The sequence below is a fragment of the Oceanobacillus salinisoli genome, assembly GCF_009733865.1.
Classification (GTDB): domain Bacteria; phylum Bacillota; class Bacilli; order Bacillales; family Amphibacillaceae; genus Oceanobacillus; species Oceanobacillus salinisoli.
This window is the reverse complement of record NZ_WOFB01000029.1, coordinates 28287-44682: the sequence shown is the minus strand read 5'-3', so window position 1 is coordinate 44682 and position 16396 is coordinate 28287. Positions and strand designations below refer to the sequence as shown.

The window sequence follows — 16396 nt, the reverse complement described above, 5'->3', positions numbered from 1 at the left end:
AAGTACATTTTATGGAGTTATCATAGCCTTATTTACTATTTTCGGTTCCCTACTGGCAATGGTTTGGGCTTATAATTAATCATGATGAGAAAAGCGCAAGCGCCCGTTTAGCGACGTACGGACTGTGCCTGGCCATGCCAGGTGGTTCGGTGTTGCCGTGCAAAGCGGCGGTTTTAGCCAAACAATCCCCGTAGGAGATAAAGGAAACACGACGAACGGAGTGAGTCGATGTTGACTTATCGTACTGAGGTGAGGGAAGTCCGCTAGTAGCAGGGCGATGGAGCTAGACATCAAAGCGCAAATTTATACTTTCTTATCTTTTGAAAAAGGCCATCCAAAATTCTTCTTTGGATGGCCTTTTTTTGCACTATATTATTGTCGCCAACCATTTATCCGTTTTTCTTCCTTTCCAGCATCTCACCAGTTGCTGCCAAAAACAGCCCCATGATAAAAATGAATACTCCACCCATTACAGTTCCATAGCCAATTCCGACAACATTAGAGAAACCGCTTGCATAACCATATATAAATAATATGGTACCCAGTGTAATGATCGTTGCACAAACATACTTTGTAACGTTAAGAATACGAAAATTCGTTTCCAACATATCCAATCCCCCTCTTTCTATATATTATTCACTTTGTTCACAAATTTGTCAAATCAATTCAAATATTTTATGAAAAATCTTTGAATATATTGACGAAGTGAGTTATTCATATATAGGGATGGTATTATTTTTCAAACAATTAAAAGAAAGGAGTTTTTTTAAATGGAAGCGATTGCGCTATTACCGCTTTTTATTATGATTATTATTTACCTAGCAGTCGTCGGATTCGTTATTTGGTTTGCCATTAGTCACATTAATGCTGCAAAAGAACGGAATAGAATACTGAAGGATATATCAGTAAAACTAGACACCTTACATAAGGACGGAGAGTAAAAGAAAAAGGGCTGGGAGAGACAAAAGTGTTTTAGTAAGATAATTCGAATGATGCTTCAAATTCTTCCTTTAGAATTTGAAGCAGTTCGGATTTTCTTTTTTTATACTGTTTTACTCGTTCCAAGGAAAAGATTTGTTGTTTTTGTCAGTTAATACATAAATAGCGAATTAGTATTGTGCACCACCCGCTTCTACTCCGGGCAGCCGTATACCATAGGCAACACTCCATCCTCCTCGGAAGAAAACCACTTCCTTGACAAGATAATCACTTTTTCTGCGTGCGCTATAATGCCGCCGATGTTTTCCTTGTCCTGTGGGAACTTCAATCTTCCACACAATATACCAAAATATTAAAACCCTTGCATAGCATACTGGATTTTCCCCCTTTTGTTATATCTTAAAATGGATTTTTTACCCCAATATTATAATTACTAGATAAATCATTTAAAATGTAGGTTTACTATTCTAGTAATTGAGCCTTTTTTCGTTTCTCTATACGAATGAATTATTCCTAAGTCGAATCCATTTCGTATATTACTGTATACCAAAATTAGAAAGGAATGGTATACAAATGCTAGAATTTTCTATGATTCAATTAGTTAGAAAGAATGGGCAAAAGCTAGATAAAGAGATTCAGCGGGAATTCGTGAAATTTTATCGGCCTTTCCGATTCATCCCATGTTTCTTCCAGAGTACCTTTGAGCGTATTCGTAAAAAAGCAAAAAAGCTTTCAGTATTAATAGAATTTGAGCCCGATTTATATGAAACTGGAATAAATGATGTTAAAAACTCCAAATGCAGTAACTTCCGCGAATTATCTTCTATTTCATGTTGTTCTGCTAAAATGTCCGTCGAAACCATCGAAAGTTTACTCAATCAATGCAAATCCATCAAAAAAATACATTATGACAGAAGGGTTAATGCACTACTGGATGTTGCCTCCCCCGCTGTTCGTGCAGACCAATTAAAACAATCTGGTTTAACTGGAAAAGATGTTACCATTGCTATCATCGATACAGGGATACACCCTCACCAGGATTTAGAAAATAGAATTGTTGCCTTTCAAGACTTCATTAATAACCGCAATACACCGTATGATGATAATGGTCACGGTACACATTGTGCTGGGGATGCTGCCGGAAATGGTTCCTTATCAAATGGAGCTTATCAAGGTCCTGCACCAGAAGCAAATGTCGTTGGAGTAAAAGTACTAGATAATATAGGAGCGGGCTCCTTATCTACTGTTATAGCAGGTATCGAATGGTGTATTCAAAATCAATCTACATTAGGTATAGATGTCCTATCCTTATCACTTGGTTCCACAGCTGTAGAGTCTGCTGAAAATGATCCTGTCGTAAGGGCAGTTGAGGCTGCTTGGGACCGTGGAATGACCGTATGTGTAGCAGCAGGTAATTCTGGTCCATCCCAAGGCACTATTGCCAGTCCTGGGATCAGTCCAAAAGTAGTTACAGTAGGCGCAGCTAATGAGCAAAATACTTTAAATCGAACTGATGATACCGTAGCCAGCTTCTCAAGCCGAGGGCCAACTATTGATGGCATTACAAAGCCTGATTTAATCACGCCCGGTGAAAACATTATTTCCTTACGCGCACCAAATTCTTATCTAGACAGAACGAATAAATATGCACGAGTTGGCTCGAACTATTTCTCACTTTCTGGAACTTCTATGTCTACCCCAATATGTGCTGGCGTAGTTGCACAGCTTTTAGAACGAAACCCAAACCTTACTCCGAATGAAATAAAAGAAAGGCTAATTAATGCATGTGAAGATATAGGCAATTCCCCTAATGCTCAAGGTCATGGCTATTTGGACGCTAGCTTGCTCATATCAAGACCAAACTAAAAATTAAAAGTCCAAAAGACGCTCTGGTTTTAAAATCCAGAGCGTCTTTTTCTTTAGGCTGATTTATAAAATATTGAACTTTAGCTACTTGTCACCAAAAAGTTTTGACCTTGGCTCTTATATATTCTTCCTTATCGTGAAATCATTTGCTTTTAGAACGGAGTGTTCTAGTAATGTCCCCAGCCCCTTTCCTATTTACTTAAGAATCTTTCCGTAAGTTTTGTTGATTTTAAACTTCACAGTTCATAAACTGCGAACTAAGTGAGTGCAACGTTGATTTCCGCTACTGGCAGTCGCGTACCTTAGGGCAACACTTCAGCCTCCTCGGAAGAAAGCCACTTCCTGCGGGGTCTTCAGTTGTTGCTTTTCCCGCAGGAGTCGACTGCCCTCCGCTCCAATCAACCATATCAATAGTAATTAACTAACGGATGGTTTAACCTAACAATCACAATATGTTGTGAAGTTAGAATGCTCAACAATAGCGGAGGAAATACACGGAGACTCCTGCGGGATGAAAGGCATCGGTGAGACTCCTAAAGACGAGAAAGCACGAGGAGGCTCACCAGCCGCCTTAAGGTGCGCGTAGTGTATTTCCGGAGCGGTAGTTAACACTCCAACATTATCAAAAAAAGTTAGTTCGGAGTTTATAGATTTAGTGTCAAAACAGCAAATCTTTTCTTTTCAGGAGACGAGTAACCGAAATCCCAATCTTTTAGAAAACAGCCTTATAAAAAGATAAAATCCGAACTAATTCGAATTCTAACGGAAGAATGTTGAATCATCGTTCGGAATTTTCCTTTAACTAAAACACTTTTGTCCCAACCTCTTTCCTTCTTATATCACTTCTTACGATGAGCGGTTCCTTCATCCGTTTTCTTTTCTGGAATAACTCGGTCAATATCGAGATAAGGCTTTCCTCTTAAAGCATCATTTGAAAAAATCTCCATCGACTGTTTTTTATGATCTTTAGCCATCTTAATACCCCTTTATGAATAGGTTCTTCTATAAGTTAATTGCGTTTCCATACTTATCGACATACTTTGACGTAACTTCTACGGAATTTTACTACTGGCACTTTCACATCTAGGAAGATTAAAAAGCAACAAAACTTACGAAATTGAGCCATTACTTACTATTTAGTTTAACCAAAAGACAATCGTCCATTCGTATAACAAGGGCTTATAAACATTAACATAGCCAAATTAAATTTCCCTGCAACATAAATAACAAATCTTTAAGAAAACAGCCTAATAATAAACTAAAAAGCAACGTGTTAATTATTTACAGTAAAATAGCATGCAATGAAATATCTTGCATGCTACATTTGGATTCTTTGATTAAAGCCTATTTTTTTTTCTTTTTTTGCCACATCCACAATCAGACTTTCTCTTTCTTCTTGAGTATTTTACCTCTTGTGTCGTTCTTCTGGTCCGTGTTGTCATTTTCTAATCCTCCTCTTAATTTTCATTAGAAATACTGGTGACCAATGTTTCTAATATTCCAGCTGCACCAGCAATTGCTAAAACAATTATTAATACTTCTGTACCTGCTGGCCACAAAACATATAATCCAAACAATAAAGCGGATATCCACATTCCTGTACACCAATGACAGTTTAATAAATCTCCAATCCAATAGCGCAACCCTGATCCTTTTATTTCAATGTATGTTACTTCACTTCCATCTGATTCTATCTCAGTTATTTCCTCATGGAAGGGCCTTCTAATAAAGTGTGTAATTTTGTCATATACAATAAGCCGTGTTAATCGATAAACTGCAAGGGTAAATAAAATGAATTCAAACCACGTATATATCACTTTTTCACCTCTTATGACTGGTTGACTGCATGCTTAAACATTTTTCCATATCTTAATATATGAATAAAGTGAAAAAATGGTATCTGATATTTACCCAACCACACATGTCTTATTGGAAATGTACAGACTTAATGTGACTTAAATGAATATATACTGAATCTCCCCTCGCTGCCTTTAGCTCCATAAAATTATCAGTTACTTCCTTTAATTGACCAATTCTATCTGCATAAAGGCCAAAATCAAGCAGGATGATATGACCTTTTAATTTTTCTAATTGAACATCGAATGTTCTAGCCAAGGTAATATGAGATGGCTTTATTCGAAGCTTCTCCTTTTCTAAGGCATATGGAGTTTCTTCACTCTTATAAGGAATTAACCACTTCAATTGTCTAAACGGAATAAACATCGTTTTATAAACAGGTGAATAGTACACAAAATAATCAGTCATCACATTTGTAACATAGCCATGTACCGTTTCCGTATTTCCTACAGATATTGCAGTATAATCCCCTTTTAAACTATTTAATGTTTTACGAAGAGAAAGATGATTAATAATTGGAATGTCGTTTTTATCAAGTGACATGTTCTTTTCTCCCAAATATTGTTTCACTTGATGCAGATGTCTATTGGATATATAAATAAGATCTTCTCCATTGAATAAAACAATTACATCTGTCCCCTCATCAACTAAAATACCTGTATGATATTTATCATCGGAAGTTTTAACTTCTATCTGCTTATTTAAATAATGATTGAATGGATACATGAATCTAATCCCTCCTTTACATAGACCGATTTACTACTAAATTCATTCCACTTCTATTTAGTATATGCATCCAGCAGGGGGGAACGCACGATGCAAAGGCCTAATACCCATGCTGAATAGATGCCTTTAAGAAATGAATTCAATAGTAATAACTGAAACATTTGATCAAAGATTACATAATCTAAATAAGATATAAGACTTTTAGTGTTAGAGATGTGAGGGGAGATAAATTTGAGCGTTATCCATACAGATAAATGGCTGAACAAATGGTATTACAACCCTGTTCAATTATGTGAAAGATTAGAAAAGTATTTTCCCGATGTCCTGGCAACTGACATTCATCATTATTTATCTCTTAATGGCATGTATCGTCGTCCTAATAGAAACGGAGAAAGCTTTATAGAGAACGTAAGGGATAAATTTAAAATTGTAGAACAGGAACATCAATACCTTAAGAATAAATGGAATGGACCAGATATCCCTATATTTATTTTTCCATCTGATCCTACTAATCGAAAAATAATAAGGGAGTTTAACGGAAAATCCGGGCTTGCTTTTAAAGATAAATTATTCTTATTTATTTCCGATCACAATACAAAAGATGAAATCAGAGCCTTGTTTACCCATGAGTATAATCATGTTTGCCGATTAGCACATAGTCAAAAAATAGAAGGAAATTTCACATTGCTTGATACGATTGTCCTTGAAGGATTAGCGGAGAATGCAGTACATGAAAGGTTAGGAAAAAAACACCTTGCTGCATGGACATCTTATTATTCTATACCTAAGCTTAAAATGTTATGGGAAGATATTGTAAAACCAAACAAAGATGTGTCGATAAATTCGAGAAAGCATAATCAAATCCTCTACGGTTTACAACTTTACCCCAAAATGACCGGTTATGCAGTTGGTTTTTATATTGTTGAAACCTATCTGAAGGAACATCATCTAGAAGTGAAGAATCTTTTGAAAATGGATTCTAAAAAAATAGCTAACTGCAGTTTATAAAACCATTAATCGGGATATTCCCGTTGACTGTAGCCCAAATTGACTCAATCTGGTCTAATACCTATATCACCACATCATACTGCACATATAGTAATAGTGTAAATCACTTTGGAGGTGATGTTTAAATGAGTAAATTTGCAGGAGCTGGATACGGCGGAGGCTTTGCCTTACTAGTAGTATTGTTTATCTTATTAATCATTGTCGGTGCTGCATACGTTGGCTACTAAAGTCAAGTTAGACTAATTTAAATGAAAAATATCTAAAAGGGAGGAGTTTATTCATGGGTTACGGATATGGTTATGGCTGCCATCAAGCTGGATACGGGTATGGTTATGGTGCTGGTTACGGCGCTCGCGGCGGATTTGCGTTAATCGTGGTTTTATTTATCCTATTAATCATCGTAGGAGCAGCTTGGCTGTAAATGAAAAGTGATAATACGACATGTTATAAAGCTATCGTCATCATGATGACGATAGCTTTTTTAAGGGAGTTAGGGTCGGTTCTCTCGGCTTAGCTCCAGCCATAACAAAGGTTGACCCAAATATAACGAGAATTAACAATACCCAATAATCGACAAATGCCTCCTGTGCAAAGTGTATTACCAATATAAATCCAGTAACTACAGGCAAAACATTCGCCAAATACACCAAACTTAATAAGTGATTTCATATCTTTGACGATCGATTGACGCCTTTTAGCTGCAGTGATTTACGAATGAGAGATTTGCATACTTTTCTTCATCGTTCCCCACCCTTTATATCATGCTCATCACTTCTTGTTACATTTCTTACTCTGAGTTGGTATCCATTGAATTTACCGGCTTACTAAGCTAAACTAATTTTAACATCGTTTAATTATGAACAAAGATAGGTGACAAACGTGACAAATTTTACACATTTTAATGAACACGGACGAGCAAAGATGGTCGATATTTCTGATAAGAAAGAAACAAGTCGCAAAGCGATTGCCAGGTCTAGTGTTCAAATGAATCAAGAAGTATATGAAAATATTACACAGCAAAAAAACAAAAAAGGTGACGTACTATCCGTAGCGCAAGTTGCAGGCATTATGGGGGCAAAACAAACATCCAATGTAATACCAATGTGCCACCCTATCCCAATTAGTGGTGTCGACCTTTCATTTGAATGGATTGAAATTGAAAATGAAATGTATGAGATCATCATTCATGCAGAAGTTAAAACCGTTGGCAGTACCGGTGTAGAAATGGAAGCATTAACAGCTGCTTCTGTTACCGCCCTAACCATCTATGATATGTGCAAAGCCGTTGACAAAGGTATGGTTATCGGACAAACGTATTTGTTGGAAAAAAGTGGCGGTAAAAACGGTGATTATAAAAGAGCCTAGCCAGTGAGAGACCGGATCGAACACACCGGTTTCTTTTATCCGGCTCCTTACCGGCAAGCTACCTATCCACTTTCATCCGATTAATGATCAACAGCAATACAAAGGAGAAACTAATACTTATCAGTACATAATACCAGGCAATATTTGTTGCTCCGGTTTCGATGGCAAGATAAATGGCTGTAGGTATCGTTTGGGTTTTTCCAGGAATATTTCCTGCGAACATTAACGTCGCACCAAACTCACCAAATCCCCTTGTAAATCCTAATACAATTCCAGCTAAAATCGAACGAAACGATAATGGAATGATAACCTTTAGAAGTAATGTCCAATCAGTCGCCCCATCCACTTTTGCAGCGCCAATGATATTGGAATCGACAGATATGAACCCTGTTTTAATTGATTGATACATCAGGGGATACGCAACTACACTTGCAGCGATAATAGCGGCAGTGGATGTAAATAAAATACTATTTCCAGTTATATGTTCAATCACTTGTCCAACCCAGCTATTATTACCAAATATAATAATTAAGAAGAATCCTATAACGGTTGGAGGTAAAACAAGCGGAAGGAAAAATACCGTTTCAATCAAAATCTTCCCTTTTCTACCTTTTCTTATCATCCAATATGCGGTAAGGATAGCTATTAGAAAAGTTACTAACGTTGCAACCGCTGAAACGTAAAATGATAATTGAACGGGATGCCACGACCATTGCATGTATCTCACCTACTTTACTGTTTGAAACCGATACTTTTTAAAAACATGATTTGCTTCTTCAGCTTGTATAAATTGATAGAAAACGTCAATCGCCTCTTTAACATCCTCACTTTGTTCCTCATTTTTAATAATAGCAGCAAAATATTCAATTGGAGCATGAAGACTGGAATCGAATGTTTCTACATGGGTTACATTCTCCACATCTATTATATCACTGGCATATACCATACCTGCACCAGCAGCTCCTTGACTAACTAACGTAACGACTTGGCTGACGTCCTTCGTGTATATCATACGGTCCTGCAGCACATCCCATACTCCCAAGTTCTGTAAAATTTCCTTAGAATACGTTCCTGCTGGGACTGCTTCCGGTGTACCAATAGCCAATGTACCATCACCCTTCAAAAATTTATCAAAGGATGGAGGATTGATTTCATTTGATAGAATAAGAGCTATCTCATTTGTCAGAATTGCTGTTCCTTCAACCATATTCTGATCCACTAATTTTTCATAGTCTGTATTAGAAGCAGATAAAAAAAGATTAATCGGTGCCCCCTGCTCAATTTGTTTACGCAAGGAACCAGATCCACCAAAATTATACGAAATGTCAATGGTAGGGTATTCTCTTTCAAAATCTTCTTTTAATTTTATTAGACTTTCTGTCATACTGGATGCCGCAGAAATGGTTAATTTTATTTGTTTGCTGGAATCATTATTGGATGAACATCCTGCTAAGATCAGTAAACAAATCATAAGATGTATATATATGCGCTTTATCATCAATGCTACTTCATCCTTGCTAGTTCTCTAAGTCCTTATATATTTCCTTTACCATATGCCCTATTTCGGGAAGAATTAATTTCTCCATTGCTAAAGTTACTGCACCTGTAGAACCGGGAATGGAAAAAATCACCCGATTATTGGCAACTCCACATGTCGCACGGGAAAGGATGCTTGCTGTCCCAATATCATATTGATAGCTTAATTGCCGGAACAATTCTCCAAATCCAGGAAGTAGTTTGTTAAATAAAGGCTCAATAGACTCAATCGTTACATCTCGATAGGAAATACCTGTTCCACCATTTACAATCACAGCTTGAATGTTCGCACTATAAATTGCTTTTTCCACTGTCATCCGAATTTGCTCACCATCATCTGGAATAATTTTATAGAGACTTAGCTGATGCCCTTGATTGGTTAATAGGTCGATGATTTTCTTTCCACTTTTATCTGTATTCTTCGTTCTGGTATCACTGACTGTAATAACTGCGCAGGAAATATTTGTCGCTGCATTTTTTCGGTGGTTGGACAGCATGTGAAAACCCCCTCTTTAAATTTCATCGTAATTGCCAATCCACTTTTTATAATCTGTCTGTCGATTTATATTATAAAAAGGCTGTTCTTCTTCCATTGGGACATATTTTACTCTACATTGCTGGAGCAGTTGCTGTACAGATAATTCTTGTTTATCGAGTTGATTTCGGATCAATTCCTTTACTTCAGAATGAAAAATGGAAATAAGCGGCTGAATCTTCCCTGAAACAACTGGAATGGCAGCATCAGTCTTCTCATCCAAATAAGTAATTAATATCTTAAACACACTGCAGTTTATAAAAGGGACGTCAACCGGAACAACCATAAACCAATCAGCGGATATAGTTTCCATTGCAGTATAAATACCTGCCAGGGGACCTAAACCTTGATACGCTTTATTATCCTTTATTATAGCAAAGTTCTTTTTATCTTGATGAAAGAACTCTTCTAACTTCGGATTTGTAACGATTATAATGGTATCAGTAAATGGCTCCAAGGCTTCAACTGAGTATTGATAAAATCTCTTTTTACCCTTTTTAGCAAATGCTTTGGGAACACCAAATCTTCTAGACTGGCCGCCAGCTAGCACGACTCCTGCAATTTTGTCCGCCATATAAAAAACTCCTTTAATAGTTTGAACAAATTTCACAAATTCGTAATCATCCCCATCTCCATTCCACTATATTCAATGTTACAAATAAGTATATAAAGCTTTGCATCCAAGAAGGAGTTGGCTGATATGCAAACCAGTGTACTGTTACGCGCTCGTAAAAATGAGGAAACCATCTCGCCAGAGCTTAGAGCACTTCTGGATTCTATTAGTACAGTGAAGAAAATGGAATCGGATACGTATCTGTTTCATGAAGGAACGGATGCGCATGAAATATATATTATCAAATCGGGACTTGTACAAATCTCCAAACTAACTGCGGATGGCAAGGAATTGATACTAAGAATTTGTAAAGATAGCGATATCATTGGTGAATTAACGTTGTTTAGTGACAATCCGAAATACTTGCTTAACTCAAAAGTATTAAAATCTGGTGAAGTATTCGTCATCAATAAAGATCAATTGGAAAAAGCATTAATGACCAATACTAATCTAACCTTTAAATTCATGAAATGGACTAGTAGTCATATGCGAAAGTTCCAGTCCAAAATCAGAGATTTATTGTTAAATGGAAAGAAAGGTGCATTATATTCCACGCTCATACGCTTATCCAACAGTTATGGCGTCAAGCAAAGGGACGGCATCCTCATTGATTTAACTTTAACCAATCAGGAACTGGCAAAATTCTGTGCTGCCACACGGGAAAGCATCAACCGTATGCTGGTAGAACTTAGAAAACTTGATGTGATCACCATGGATAAATCAAGTAGAATTTTTATTAAAGACATCAAATATTTACGTGAACAAATTGGCTGTGAAAACTGTCCAGTCGAAATATGCAATATTAATTAAGAGACATATTTTACGATGTCTCTTTTTTAGGCCGTTTTCTAAAAGAATCCTATTTTTAACAGAAAATCTATAGAGTCCGACATAAGTGAGCACACTGCCCGACTCCACCCCCGACGGAACGCACCTTATATATCCACTCCGATGATGAAAAGCAACCATACTTACGAAAAAAGTATTAAAACAATTCCCAGAGCCTACTTATCTCAGACTGATTAAAAACCGGATAAGGGTAGCGGCTCTTTACTAAGGGCAATGTGCTGATAATAGCCTTAATGTTTTTTACTTTGTCCAGTAAGTCAAGATCCATTTCCCTATTTATTAAAACGATTTTAGGAAATGGATAATTCTTATAACCTTCTACTACCAAAACATCGGTCTGTAATAATTCATAGATGGCAATTATTTGCTCCATATTCCAAGCCTGTTGCGATAACTGCAAAACTCCATCCCCTTCTACCCCAGAGACGAGTGCACCAGCCCTTTTATGCTTTTCGCTATCCGTATCTTTTATCCCTAGTGGAACACCACCATGTCCATGATGCTTAAGCGAAGCAACACGCAGGCCCTTACGACTCAATAGGTCAATAAATTGAGCTGCCAGTGTTGTTTTCCCACTGTTTTTATAACCAACAATCTGAATGATGTTCATTTAACCACCACTGACAGGGGGGATAAATGCAACAGTATCGCCCGATTTCACCATATCCTCGTCCATTGCATACTCTTCATTTATCGCTGTCATCACTTGTTCCAATTCTGCTAAACCGAAATCGTTCTGTAAACTCGTTTTCAGTTCCTTTACCGTAATAGATTCCCTATCATAATTGATTTGGTCTTTCCCAGCCTCTTCCTGCAAGTGGGCAAACAATAAAACCTTAATCATGATTTCACATCCTTTGCATCTGGTTTTCCATCTGGATAAGGAACATTCTCCAGTTGATCTCCAATCCAAGTTTTACCGTCTTCCCAATGTTCTTTCTTCCAAATCGGTACAATCTGTTTAATCCGCTCAATAGCATATTCATTAGCCTCATATGCTGCTTTCCGGTGTGGAGATGAAACAGCAATGACAACAGCAATATCAGAAATGTCCAGGCGTCCGATTCGATGGGTAATCGCAACCATTGTATCCGGCCACTTCTTCTCTATTTCTTCACCAATTTTAGCAAACATTTTTATGGCCATTGGAATATATGCCTGATATTCTAAATAAAGCGTCCGTTTCCCCTTTGTCCACTCCCGAACGGTGCCAATAAATGTCGTGATTGCACCTGCTTCTCTTCGCTCTACCTTTTTTATGATTGGTTCCACTTGAATTGGCTCTTCAACAATTTCGAATAACGAATCAGTCATATTTGCGACGACTCCTTCTTGAATTTACATCAGCAGAAACAAACGCCTCTAACGTTGTTCCTTCCTGATCTTCCAGTAAAATGATGGAAACCTCCATGCCTTTTTCATAACCTCTAGTCCCCCCAGGCAGTACGATAAGAATATTTGCTTCTGCCAGGGAGGAAACAACATTGGATTTATCCAGACCAATTGGAGTGGCTATTAAACTGCCTTCTTGATAGGACAGATGTCCCCTTACAAAACGATCGAAAGGATTCGGTTTTGGAAAATCTGCACCAAGTAATGCTTTTTCCTTTTTGGAAAATGGTCTGGATGCTTTCATAAATGTACGAATAACTGGTCGTGTATAAAGCTCAAATCCTACAAAACATGCAGAAGGATTACCAGACAAACCGAAGAGCAGTTTTCCGTCCAGCTCAGCAACCGTTGTAACACTTCCGGGCCGCATGCCTATTTTATTAAATAAAACATTGGCACCCAATTTTTCATAGATTGCTGGTAGATAGTCAAAATCCCCGACAGAAACACCACCAGTTGTAATTAAAAATTCCACTTTTTCTAATGCATCACACACCTGGTTGTAACAAGTTTCAAATTCATCACTAAACTGGCCAAAGTAAATCGGTTCACCACCTGCCCGAATGATTTGGGACTGAATCATATAGGCATTACTGTTTCTAATTTTACCTGGAGTTATAGGTTCGTCAACATCCAACAGCTCACTTCCCGTTGCAATGACACCTATTTTCGGTTTCATGCTGACAGGAACCTCTTTATAACCAAATGTAGCCAATAATGCAACAACTCCCGGATTTATGAAGGACCCTTTAGCAACGAGAGGCGTTCCTTCTTGTATATCTTCCCCCGTAAAAGAGATATTGTCCCCTGCATTTACTTTTCGTTTTAACTGGATGAAAGCATTCCCATTACTGGATGATTCCTGTACCACTTCAAACATAACGACAGCATCACAATCATCTGGAATCTTAGCACCAGTCATAATCCGAACAGCCTGCATCGAGCCAACCTGACCTTTAAACACATTTCCAGCCCCGATTTCATCAATAACTTCCAGCTGAATTGGATTTCGTGTCGATGCTTCTTTTGTATCCTCAGCTCTTATGGCAAATCCATCATATGGTGACCTGTCAAAGGGGGGAACCGGATGATCAGCAATTAAATCTGCACCTAAAAATCTCCCGTAACTTTCCTCAATTGGCACATATTCTATATCCCCTTCATTTGCTAGCTTCATCACAGATGCAATCGCTTCATTTACTTTAATTGGTTTTCGCCTTTCTACCACGATAAAATCACCCTTATCCTGCTAATTGATAGTATATCTTTTTCGCTTTTTCAATGGAGTTTGTACCATGTATCAATGTTCTGCCATCCTGAAAGAAGACAAGACGGTAGGATTGATATTCAATCGATAATAAAAAGTCATTCTGATGAATGGGCGCGATTTGCTGCAGCCGATTTGCCAGAATATTTAAGTTCAGTTTCTGAGAAGTTCGTATTTGCACCGTATTTCTTCCACAAAGCACTTCTGTTCTTGCACTGGATTCATAGTTTAGATTTGGATAGCTGGGATTTTCGCCACATGTTGGACAATCCGTTTTTCTGGCGCGGTCCACATTCATCTTATGATATTGGTTATTCCATAAATCAAATGTAACTAAACTCGTTCGCAATTTAGCCAAATCATCAATTAGAATTTTCAGTGCCTCGGTTGTTTGATGGGCAACAACCATTTGTACTGCCGGAGATATAATCCCTACAGAGTCACAGGTTGCTCCTGTAACTGGTATTGTATCAAGCAAGCATCGAAGGCATGGTGTTTGGTTTGGTAAAATCGTATAGCTCATACCAGTACTTCCCACACAGGATCCGAATATCCATGGAAGGGCATGTTTTTGCAGCAAATCATTTAACATAAAACGTGCATCAAAATTATCGGTAGCATCAATTACCAAATCGATTTCCTTTAGTAAAGGGCGGAGTGAATTTGGATTGGCATCTAAAACATGCGCATGAATCACGGTGTCTGAATTAATTTCCTGTAGTCTTGTTTTGGCAGCAACTGCTTTAGGAATTTGGTCCTGTACATCTTTTTCTGTATATAATTGCTGCCTTTGCAGATTGCTTAATTCCACATAATCCCGGTCAATAAGTGTGATATTGCCAACACCGGCACGTACAAGATTTTCTGCATTAGCGGAACCTAATGCACCACAGCCAAGTATTAGAACATGTTTACTGGATATCTTTTGCTGTCCTGCTTCACCTATTGGTTTAAATAACATTTGACGAGAATATCGATCTGTCATATTTTTTCTTCTCCTTAGCCACCAATATAAGACATTTCAATTTTTTGCTTGTTTTTAGCTGATTCTTCCGTTCGCTCATCCGAATAGCGGTCTGTTCGATTATTCCAGATGTTAATGATTTCTCCTTTTATTTCGTTGTTGCTCTTATCAGAACGGAGAAGCTCTCTGAAATCAAACCCATTTGCAGCAAAAAGACAAGTATACATTTTACCATCCGCTGCAATTCTCGCCCTCGTACATGTTGAACAGAAGGACTCAGATACGGATGTAATGAACCCGACTTCAGCATCAGTACCTTTATAGTGATAGCGTTTCGCAACTTCACCTATATAGGCCGGTTCAACCGGCTCCAGTTCAAAATGCTTGGACAGCTCTTCATACATCGCTTTTTTCGTAATCACCTTGCTGAAGTCCCAGCCATTGGACCTTCCAACATCCATAAATTCAATATAGCGTAGAGAAATTCCCTGTTCCTTGAAATATTTTGCCATAGGCACAATCTCTGAATCATTCATTCCTTTTTTCACAACCATATTGACTTTCACTTCTAAACCGGCTTCTTTGGCTTTCTGAATTCCTTGTAAAACTCGTTCTGGACCAACGCCACTATCATTGATGGATTTAAACAAATCAGTATCCAATGCATCCAAGCTAACATTGACCCGCTTCAGCCCTGCATTTTTCAATTTTTCGGCCATATGTCCCAGCAGCGAACCATTCGTTGTCAATCCTATATCTTCTAAGCCGCTGATGGCTGTCAGTTTTTCTATTAAAACAGGCAAATCCCTGCGTAAAAGCGGTTCTCCGCCGGTTAACCTGATTTTTTTCACACCCAGATCTATAAAAATCTTAGCCAAACGCTCAATTTCTTCAAATGATAATAACTGTTCTCTCGGCATAAACGTAAAATCTCTGCCAAAAATTTCCTTCGGCATACAGTACGTACATCTAAAATTACAACGATCAATTACAGAGATACGAAGATCCTTCATTGGCCTGCCAAATTTATCTGTTATTGCTGTCACTCGGATCATCTCTCCTTTTTATACTATAAGAAAATTATATACTAATTTATCCATAGATACTGTTAAAAATGTCACTAATCTATCATTCTTTTTCATGCAATTTTTCCTATTTTCCTATACTTGCCTTTACAAGCACTTAAAAATATCGACAATTTACAAAATTTACAATTTAAATTGCTTGTATCCTATCATGGTGATGAATACAAGTCAAACATTTGTAATAGAACAGCCACAATACATCAAAGGGCTGGGACAAAAGTGTTTTAGCCAAAGAAAAATTAGAACTATATTCAAAACTCTTATATTAGAATTTGACTTCGTTCGGATTTTTCCTTTTTATAAAGATGTTTTCTAAAAGATGGTTGCCCTTTTGCAGAAAAATTTATTTCGAATTTGATATAAACTTCAAACAAATGAAAATTGCTATCGCTGA

The 16396-nt window shown here is 37.5% G+C and carries 21 protein-coding genes; 7 read left to right on the top strand and 14 right to left on the bottom strand.

All coding sequences use genetic code 11. The features are described 5' to 3' along the window. Nucleotides 1-389: 389 nt before the first annotated feature. On the bottom strand, nt 390-608 hold the full coding sequence (locus GMJ66_RS17780; RefSeq protein WP_156291663.1) for a hypothetical protein: 219 nt from the start codon (nt 606-608) through the stop codon (nt 390-392). Nucleotides 609-770: 162 nt separating this feature from the next. Here GMJ66_RS17780 and GMJ66_RS20500 point away from each other — a divergent pair, with 162 nt between their 5' ends. Beyond that, entirely contained in the window at nt 771-941 is a 171-nt protein-coding gene (locus tag GMJ66_RS20500) for a hypothetical protein (protein ID WP_197046760.1), read from the top strand. Between the two features lie 571 nt (nt 942-1512). After that, nucleotides 1513-2805: a S8 family peptidase gene (locus GMJ66_RS17775; RefSeq protein WP_156291662.1), complete on the top strand. Its 1293-nt coding sequence runs from the start codon at nt 1513-1515 to the stop codon at nt 2803-2805. A gap of 839 nt (nt 2806-3644) precedes the next feature. Here the strand turns inward: GMJ66_RS17775 and GMJ66_RS20965 are convergent. The 3 genes from GMJ66_RS20965 to GMJ66_RS17765 form a co-directional block, all read right to left on the bottom strand. After that, nucleotides 3645-3779, bottom strand: coding sequence for a hypothetical protein (locus GMJ66_RS20965; RefSeq protein ID WP_269321892.1), 135 nt, complete (start codon nt 3777-3779; stop codon nt 3645-3647). A gap of 483 nt (nt 3780-4262) precedes the next feature. Beyond that, nucleotides 4263-4622 carry a DUF1360 domain-containing protein gene (locus GMJ66_RS17770; RefSeq protein WP_156291661.1) on the bottom strand — a complete coding sequence of 120 codons (360 nt, stop codon included), beginning with the start codon at nt 4620-4622 and terminating at the stop codon, nt 4263-4265. Nucleotides 4623-4731: 109 nt separating this feature from the next. After that, nucleotides 4732-5388 carry a DUF2642 domain-containing protein gene (locus GMJ66_RS17765; RefSeq protein WP_156291660.1) on the bottom strand — a complete coding sequence of 219 codons (657 nt, stop codon included), beginning with the start codon at nt 5386-5388 and terminating at the stop codon, nt 4732-4734. A 231-nt stretch (nt 5389-5619) separates the two neighbouring features. Here GMJ66_RS17765 and GMJ66_RS17760 point away from each other — a divergent pair, with 231 nt between their 5' ends. From GMJ66_RS17760 to moaC, 4 genes are all read left to right on the top strand, one after another. Next, nucleotides 5620-6396: a DUF2268 domain-containing protein gene (locus GMJ66_RS17760; RefSeq protein ID WP_156291659.1), complete on the top strand. Its 777-nt coding sequence runs from the start codon at nt 5620-5622 to the stop codon at nt 6394-6396. Between the two features lie 125 nt (nt 6397-6521). Further along, complete coding sequence (locus GMJ66_RS17755; RefSeq protein WP_156291658.1) at nt 6522-6623, top strand: YjcZ family sporulation protein; 102 nt, start codon at nt 6522-6524, stop codon at nt 6621-6623. Between the two features lie 53 nt (nt 6624-6676). Continuing rightward, nucleotides 6677-6817, top strand: coding sequence for a YjcZ family sporulation protein (locus GMJ66_RS17750; protein ID WP_156291657.1), 141 nt, complete (start codon nt 6677-6679; stop codon nt 6815-6817). Nucleotides 6818-7275: 458 nt separating this feature from the next. Next, nucleotides 7276-7761, top strand: a complete 486-nt coding sequence (gene moaC / locus GMJ66_RS17745; protein ID WP_156291656.1) for a cyclic pyranopterin monophosphate synthase MoaC — start codon at nt 7276-7278, stop codon at nt 7759-7761. Between the two features lie 58 nt (nt 7762-7819). Here moaC and modB read toward each other — a convergent pair whose 3' ends face one another. The 4 genes from modB to mobA are packed head-to-tail and all read right to left on the bottom strand — an operon-like array spanning nt 7820 to nt 10406. Then, nucleotides 7820-8479, bottom strand: coding sequence for a molybdate ABC transporter permease subunit (modB, locus tag GMJ66_RS17740; protein ID WP_156291655.1), 660 nt, complete (start codon nt 8477-8479; stop codon nt 7820-7822). Nucleotides 8480-8488: 9 nt separating this feature from the next. Continuing rightward, entirely contained in the window at nt 8489-9259 is a 771-nt protein-coding gene (modA, locus tag GMJ66_RS17735; protein ID WP_231514973.1) for a molybdate ABC transporter substrate-binding protein, read from the bottom strand. 19 nt (nt 9260-9278) lie between these two features. After that, the gene (locus GMJ66_RS17730) at nt 9279-9794 is read right to left on the bottom strand and encodes a MogA/MoaB family molybdenum cofactor biosynthesis protein (RefSeq protein WP_156291653.1); all 516 of its coding nucleotides are present in this window, start codon (nt 9792-9794) and stop codon (nt 9279-9281) included. Nucleotides 9795-9809: 15 nt separating this feature from the next. Beyond that, the gene (gene mobA, locus GMJ66_RS17725; protein WP_156291652.1) at nt 9810-10406 is read right to left on the bottom strand and encodes a molybdenum cofactor guanylyltransferase; all 597 of its coding nucleotides are present in this window, start codon (nt 10404-10406) and stop codon (nt 9810-9812) included. A gap of 126 nt (nt 10407-10532) precedes the next feature. On the opposite strand from mobA, the gene GMJ66_RS17720 reads away from it, so the two are divergent. Further along, nucleotides 10533-11255, top strand: coding sequence for a Crp/Fnr family transcriptional regulator (locus GMJ66_RS17720; protein ID WP_156291651.1), 723 nt, complete (start codon nt 10533-10535; stop codon nt 11253-11255). A 175-nt stretch (nt 11256-11430) separates the two neighbouring features. Here GMJ66_RS17720 and mobB read toward each other — a convergent pair whose 3' ends face one another. From mobB to moaA, 6 genes are read right to left on the bottom strand one after another with little or no spacing between them, the layout of a single operon-like run. Then, entirely contained in the window at nt 11431-11904 is a 474-nt protein-coding gene (mobB, locus tag GMJ66_RS17715; protein ID WP_156291650.1) for a molybdopterin-guanine dinucleotide biosynthesis protein B, read from the bottom strand. Continuing rightward, on the bottom strand, nt 11905-12138 hold the full coding sequence (moaD, locus tag GMJ66_RS17710) for a molybdopterin converting factor subunit 1 (RefSeq protein WP_156291649.1): 234 nt from the start codon (nt 12136-12138) through the stop codon (nt 11905-11907). Beyond that, nucleotides 12135-12608, bottom strand: a complete 474-nt coding sequence (locus GMJ66_RS17705) for a molybdenum cofactor biosynthesis protein MoaE (RefSeq protein WP_156291648.1) — start codon at nt 12606-12608, stop codon at nt 12135-12137. The genes moaD and GMJ66_RS17705 overlap by 4 nt, the downstream gene beginning before the upstream one ends. Then, complete coding sequence (locus GMJ66_RS17700; protein ID WP_156291647.1) at nt 12601-13914, bottom strand: molybdopterin molybdotransferase MoeA; 1314 nt, start codon at nt 13912-13914, stop codon at nt 12601-12603. Before GMJ66_RS17700 ends, GMJ66_RS17705 begins: the two co-directional genes overlap by 8 nt. A gap of 13 nt (nt 13915-13927) precedes the next feature. Beyond that, the gene (locus GMJ66_RS17695; protein WP_156291646.1) at nt 13928-14938 is read right to left on the bottom strand and encodes a MoeB/ThiF family adenylyltransferase; all 1011 of its coding nucleotides are present in this window, start codon (nt 14936-14938) and stop codon (nt 13928-13930) included. Between the two features lie 14 nt (nt 14939-14952). Further along, complete coding sequence (moaA, locus tag GMJ66_RS17690) at nt 14953-15972, bottom strand: GTP 3',8-cyclase MoaA (RefSeq protein WP_269321891.1); 1020 nt, start codon at nt 15970-15972, stop codon at nt 14953-14955. Nucleotides 15973-16396 lie beyond the last annotated feature (424 nt).

Excerpts from the sequence above, each read along its gene's own strand:
- GMJ66_RS17780 (WP_156291663.1), bottom strand. The coding sequence starts at position 608 with ATGTTGGAAACGAATTTTCGTATTCTTAACGTTACAAAGTATGTTTGT.
- GMJ66_RS20500 (WP_197046760.1), top strand. The coding sequence starts at position 771 with ATGGAAGCGATTGCGCTATTACCGCTTTTTATTATGATTATTATTTAC.
- GMJ66_RS17775 (WP_156291662.1), top strand. The coding sequence starts at position 1,513 with ATGCTAGAATTTTCTATGATTCAATTAGTTAGAAAGAATGGGCAAAAG.
- GMJ66_RS20965 (WP_269321892.1), bottom strand. The coding sequence starts at position 3,779 with ATGGCTAAAGATCATAAAAAACAGTCGATGGAGATTTTTTCAAATGAT.
- GMJ66_RS17765 (WP_156291660.1), bottom strand. The coding sequence starts at position 5,388 with ATGTATCCATTCAATCATTATTTAAATAAGCAGATAGAAGTTAAAACT.
- GMJ66_RS17755 (WP_156291658.1), top strand. The coding sequence starts at position 6,522 with ATGAGTAAATTTGCAGGAGCTGGATACGGCGGAGGCTTTGCCTTACTA.
- GMJ66_RS17750 (WP_156291657.1), top strand. The coding sequence starts at position 6,677 with ATGGGTTACGGATATGGTTATGGCTGCCATCAAGCTGGATACGGGTAT.
- modB (WP_156291655.1), bottom strand. The coding sequence starts at position 8,479 with ATGCAATGGTCGTGGCATCCCGTTCAATTATCATTTTACGTTTCAGCG.
- modA (WP_231514973.1), bottom strand. The coding sequence starts at position 9,259 with ATGATAAAGCGCATATATATACATCTTATGATTTGTTTACTGATCTTA.
- GMJ66_RS17730 (WP_156291653.1), bottom strand. The coding sequence starts at position 9,794 with ATGCTGTCCAACCACCGAAAAAATGCAGCGACAAATATTTCCTGCGCA.
- mobA (WP_156291652.1), bottom strand. The coding sequence starts at position 10,406 with ATGGCGGACAAAATTGCAGGAGTCGTGCTAGCTGGCGGCCAGTCTAGA.
- GMJ66_RS17720 (WP_156291651.1), top strand. The coding sequence starts at position 10,533 with ATGCAAACCAGTGTACTGTTACGCGCTCGTAAAAATGAGGAAACCATC.
- mobB (WP_156291650.1), bottom strand. The coding sequence starts at position 11,904 with ATGAACATCATTCAGATTGTTGGTTATAAAAACAGTGGGAAAACAACA.
- moaD (WP_156291649.1), bottom strand. The coding sequence starts at position 12,138 with ATGATTAAGGTTTTATTGTTTGCCCACTTGCAGGAAGAGGCTGGGAAA.
- GMJ66_RS17705 (WP_156291648.1), bottom strand. The coding sequence starts at position 12,608 with ATGACTGATTCGTTATTCGAAATTGTTGAAGAGCCAATTCAAGTGGAA.
- GMJ66_RS17695 (WP_156291646.1), bottom strand. The coding sequence starts at position 14,938 with ATGACAGATCGATATTCTCGTCAAATGTTATTTAAACCAATAGGTGAA.
- moaA (WP_269321891.1), bottom strand. The coding sequence starts at position 15,972 with ATGATCCGAGTGACAGCAATAACAGATAAATTTGGCAGGCCAATGAAG.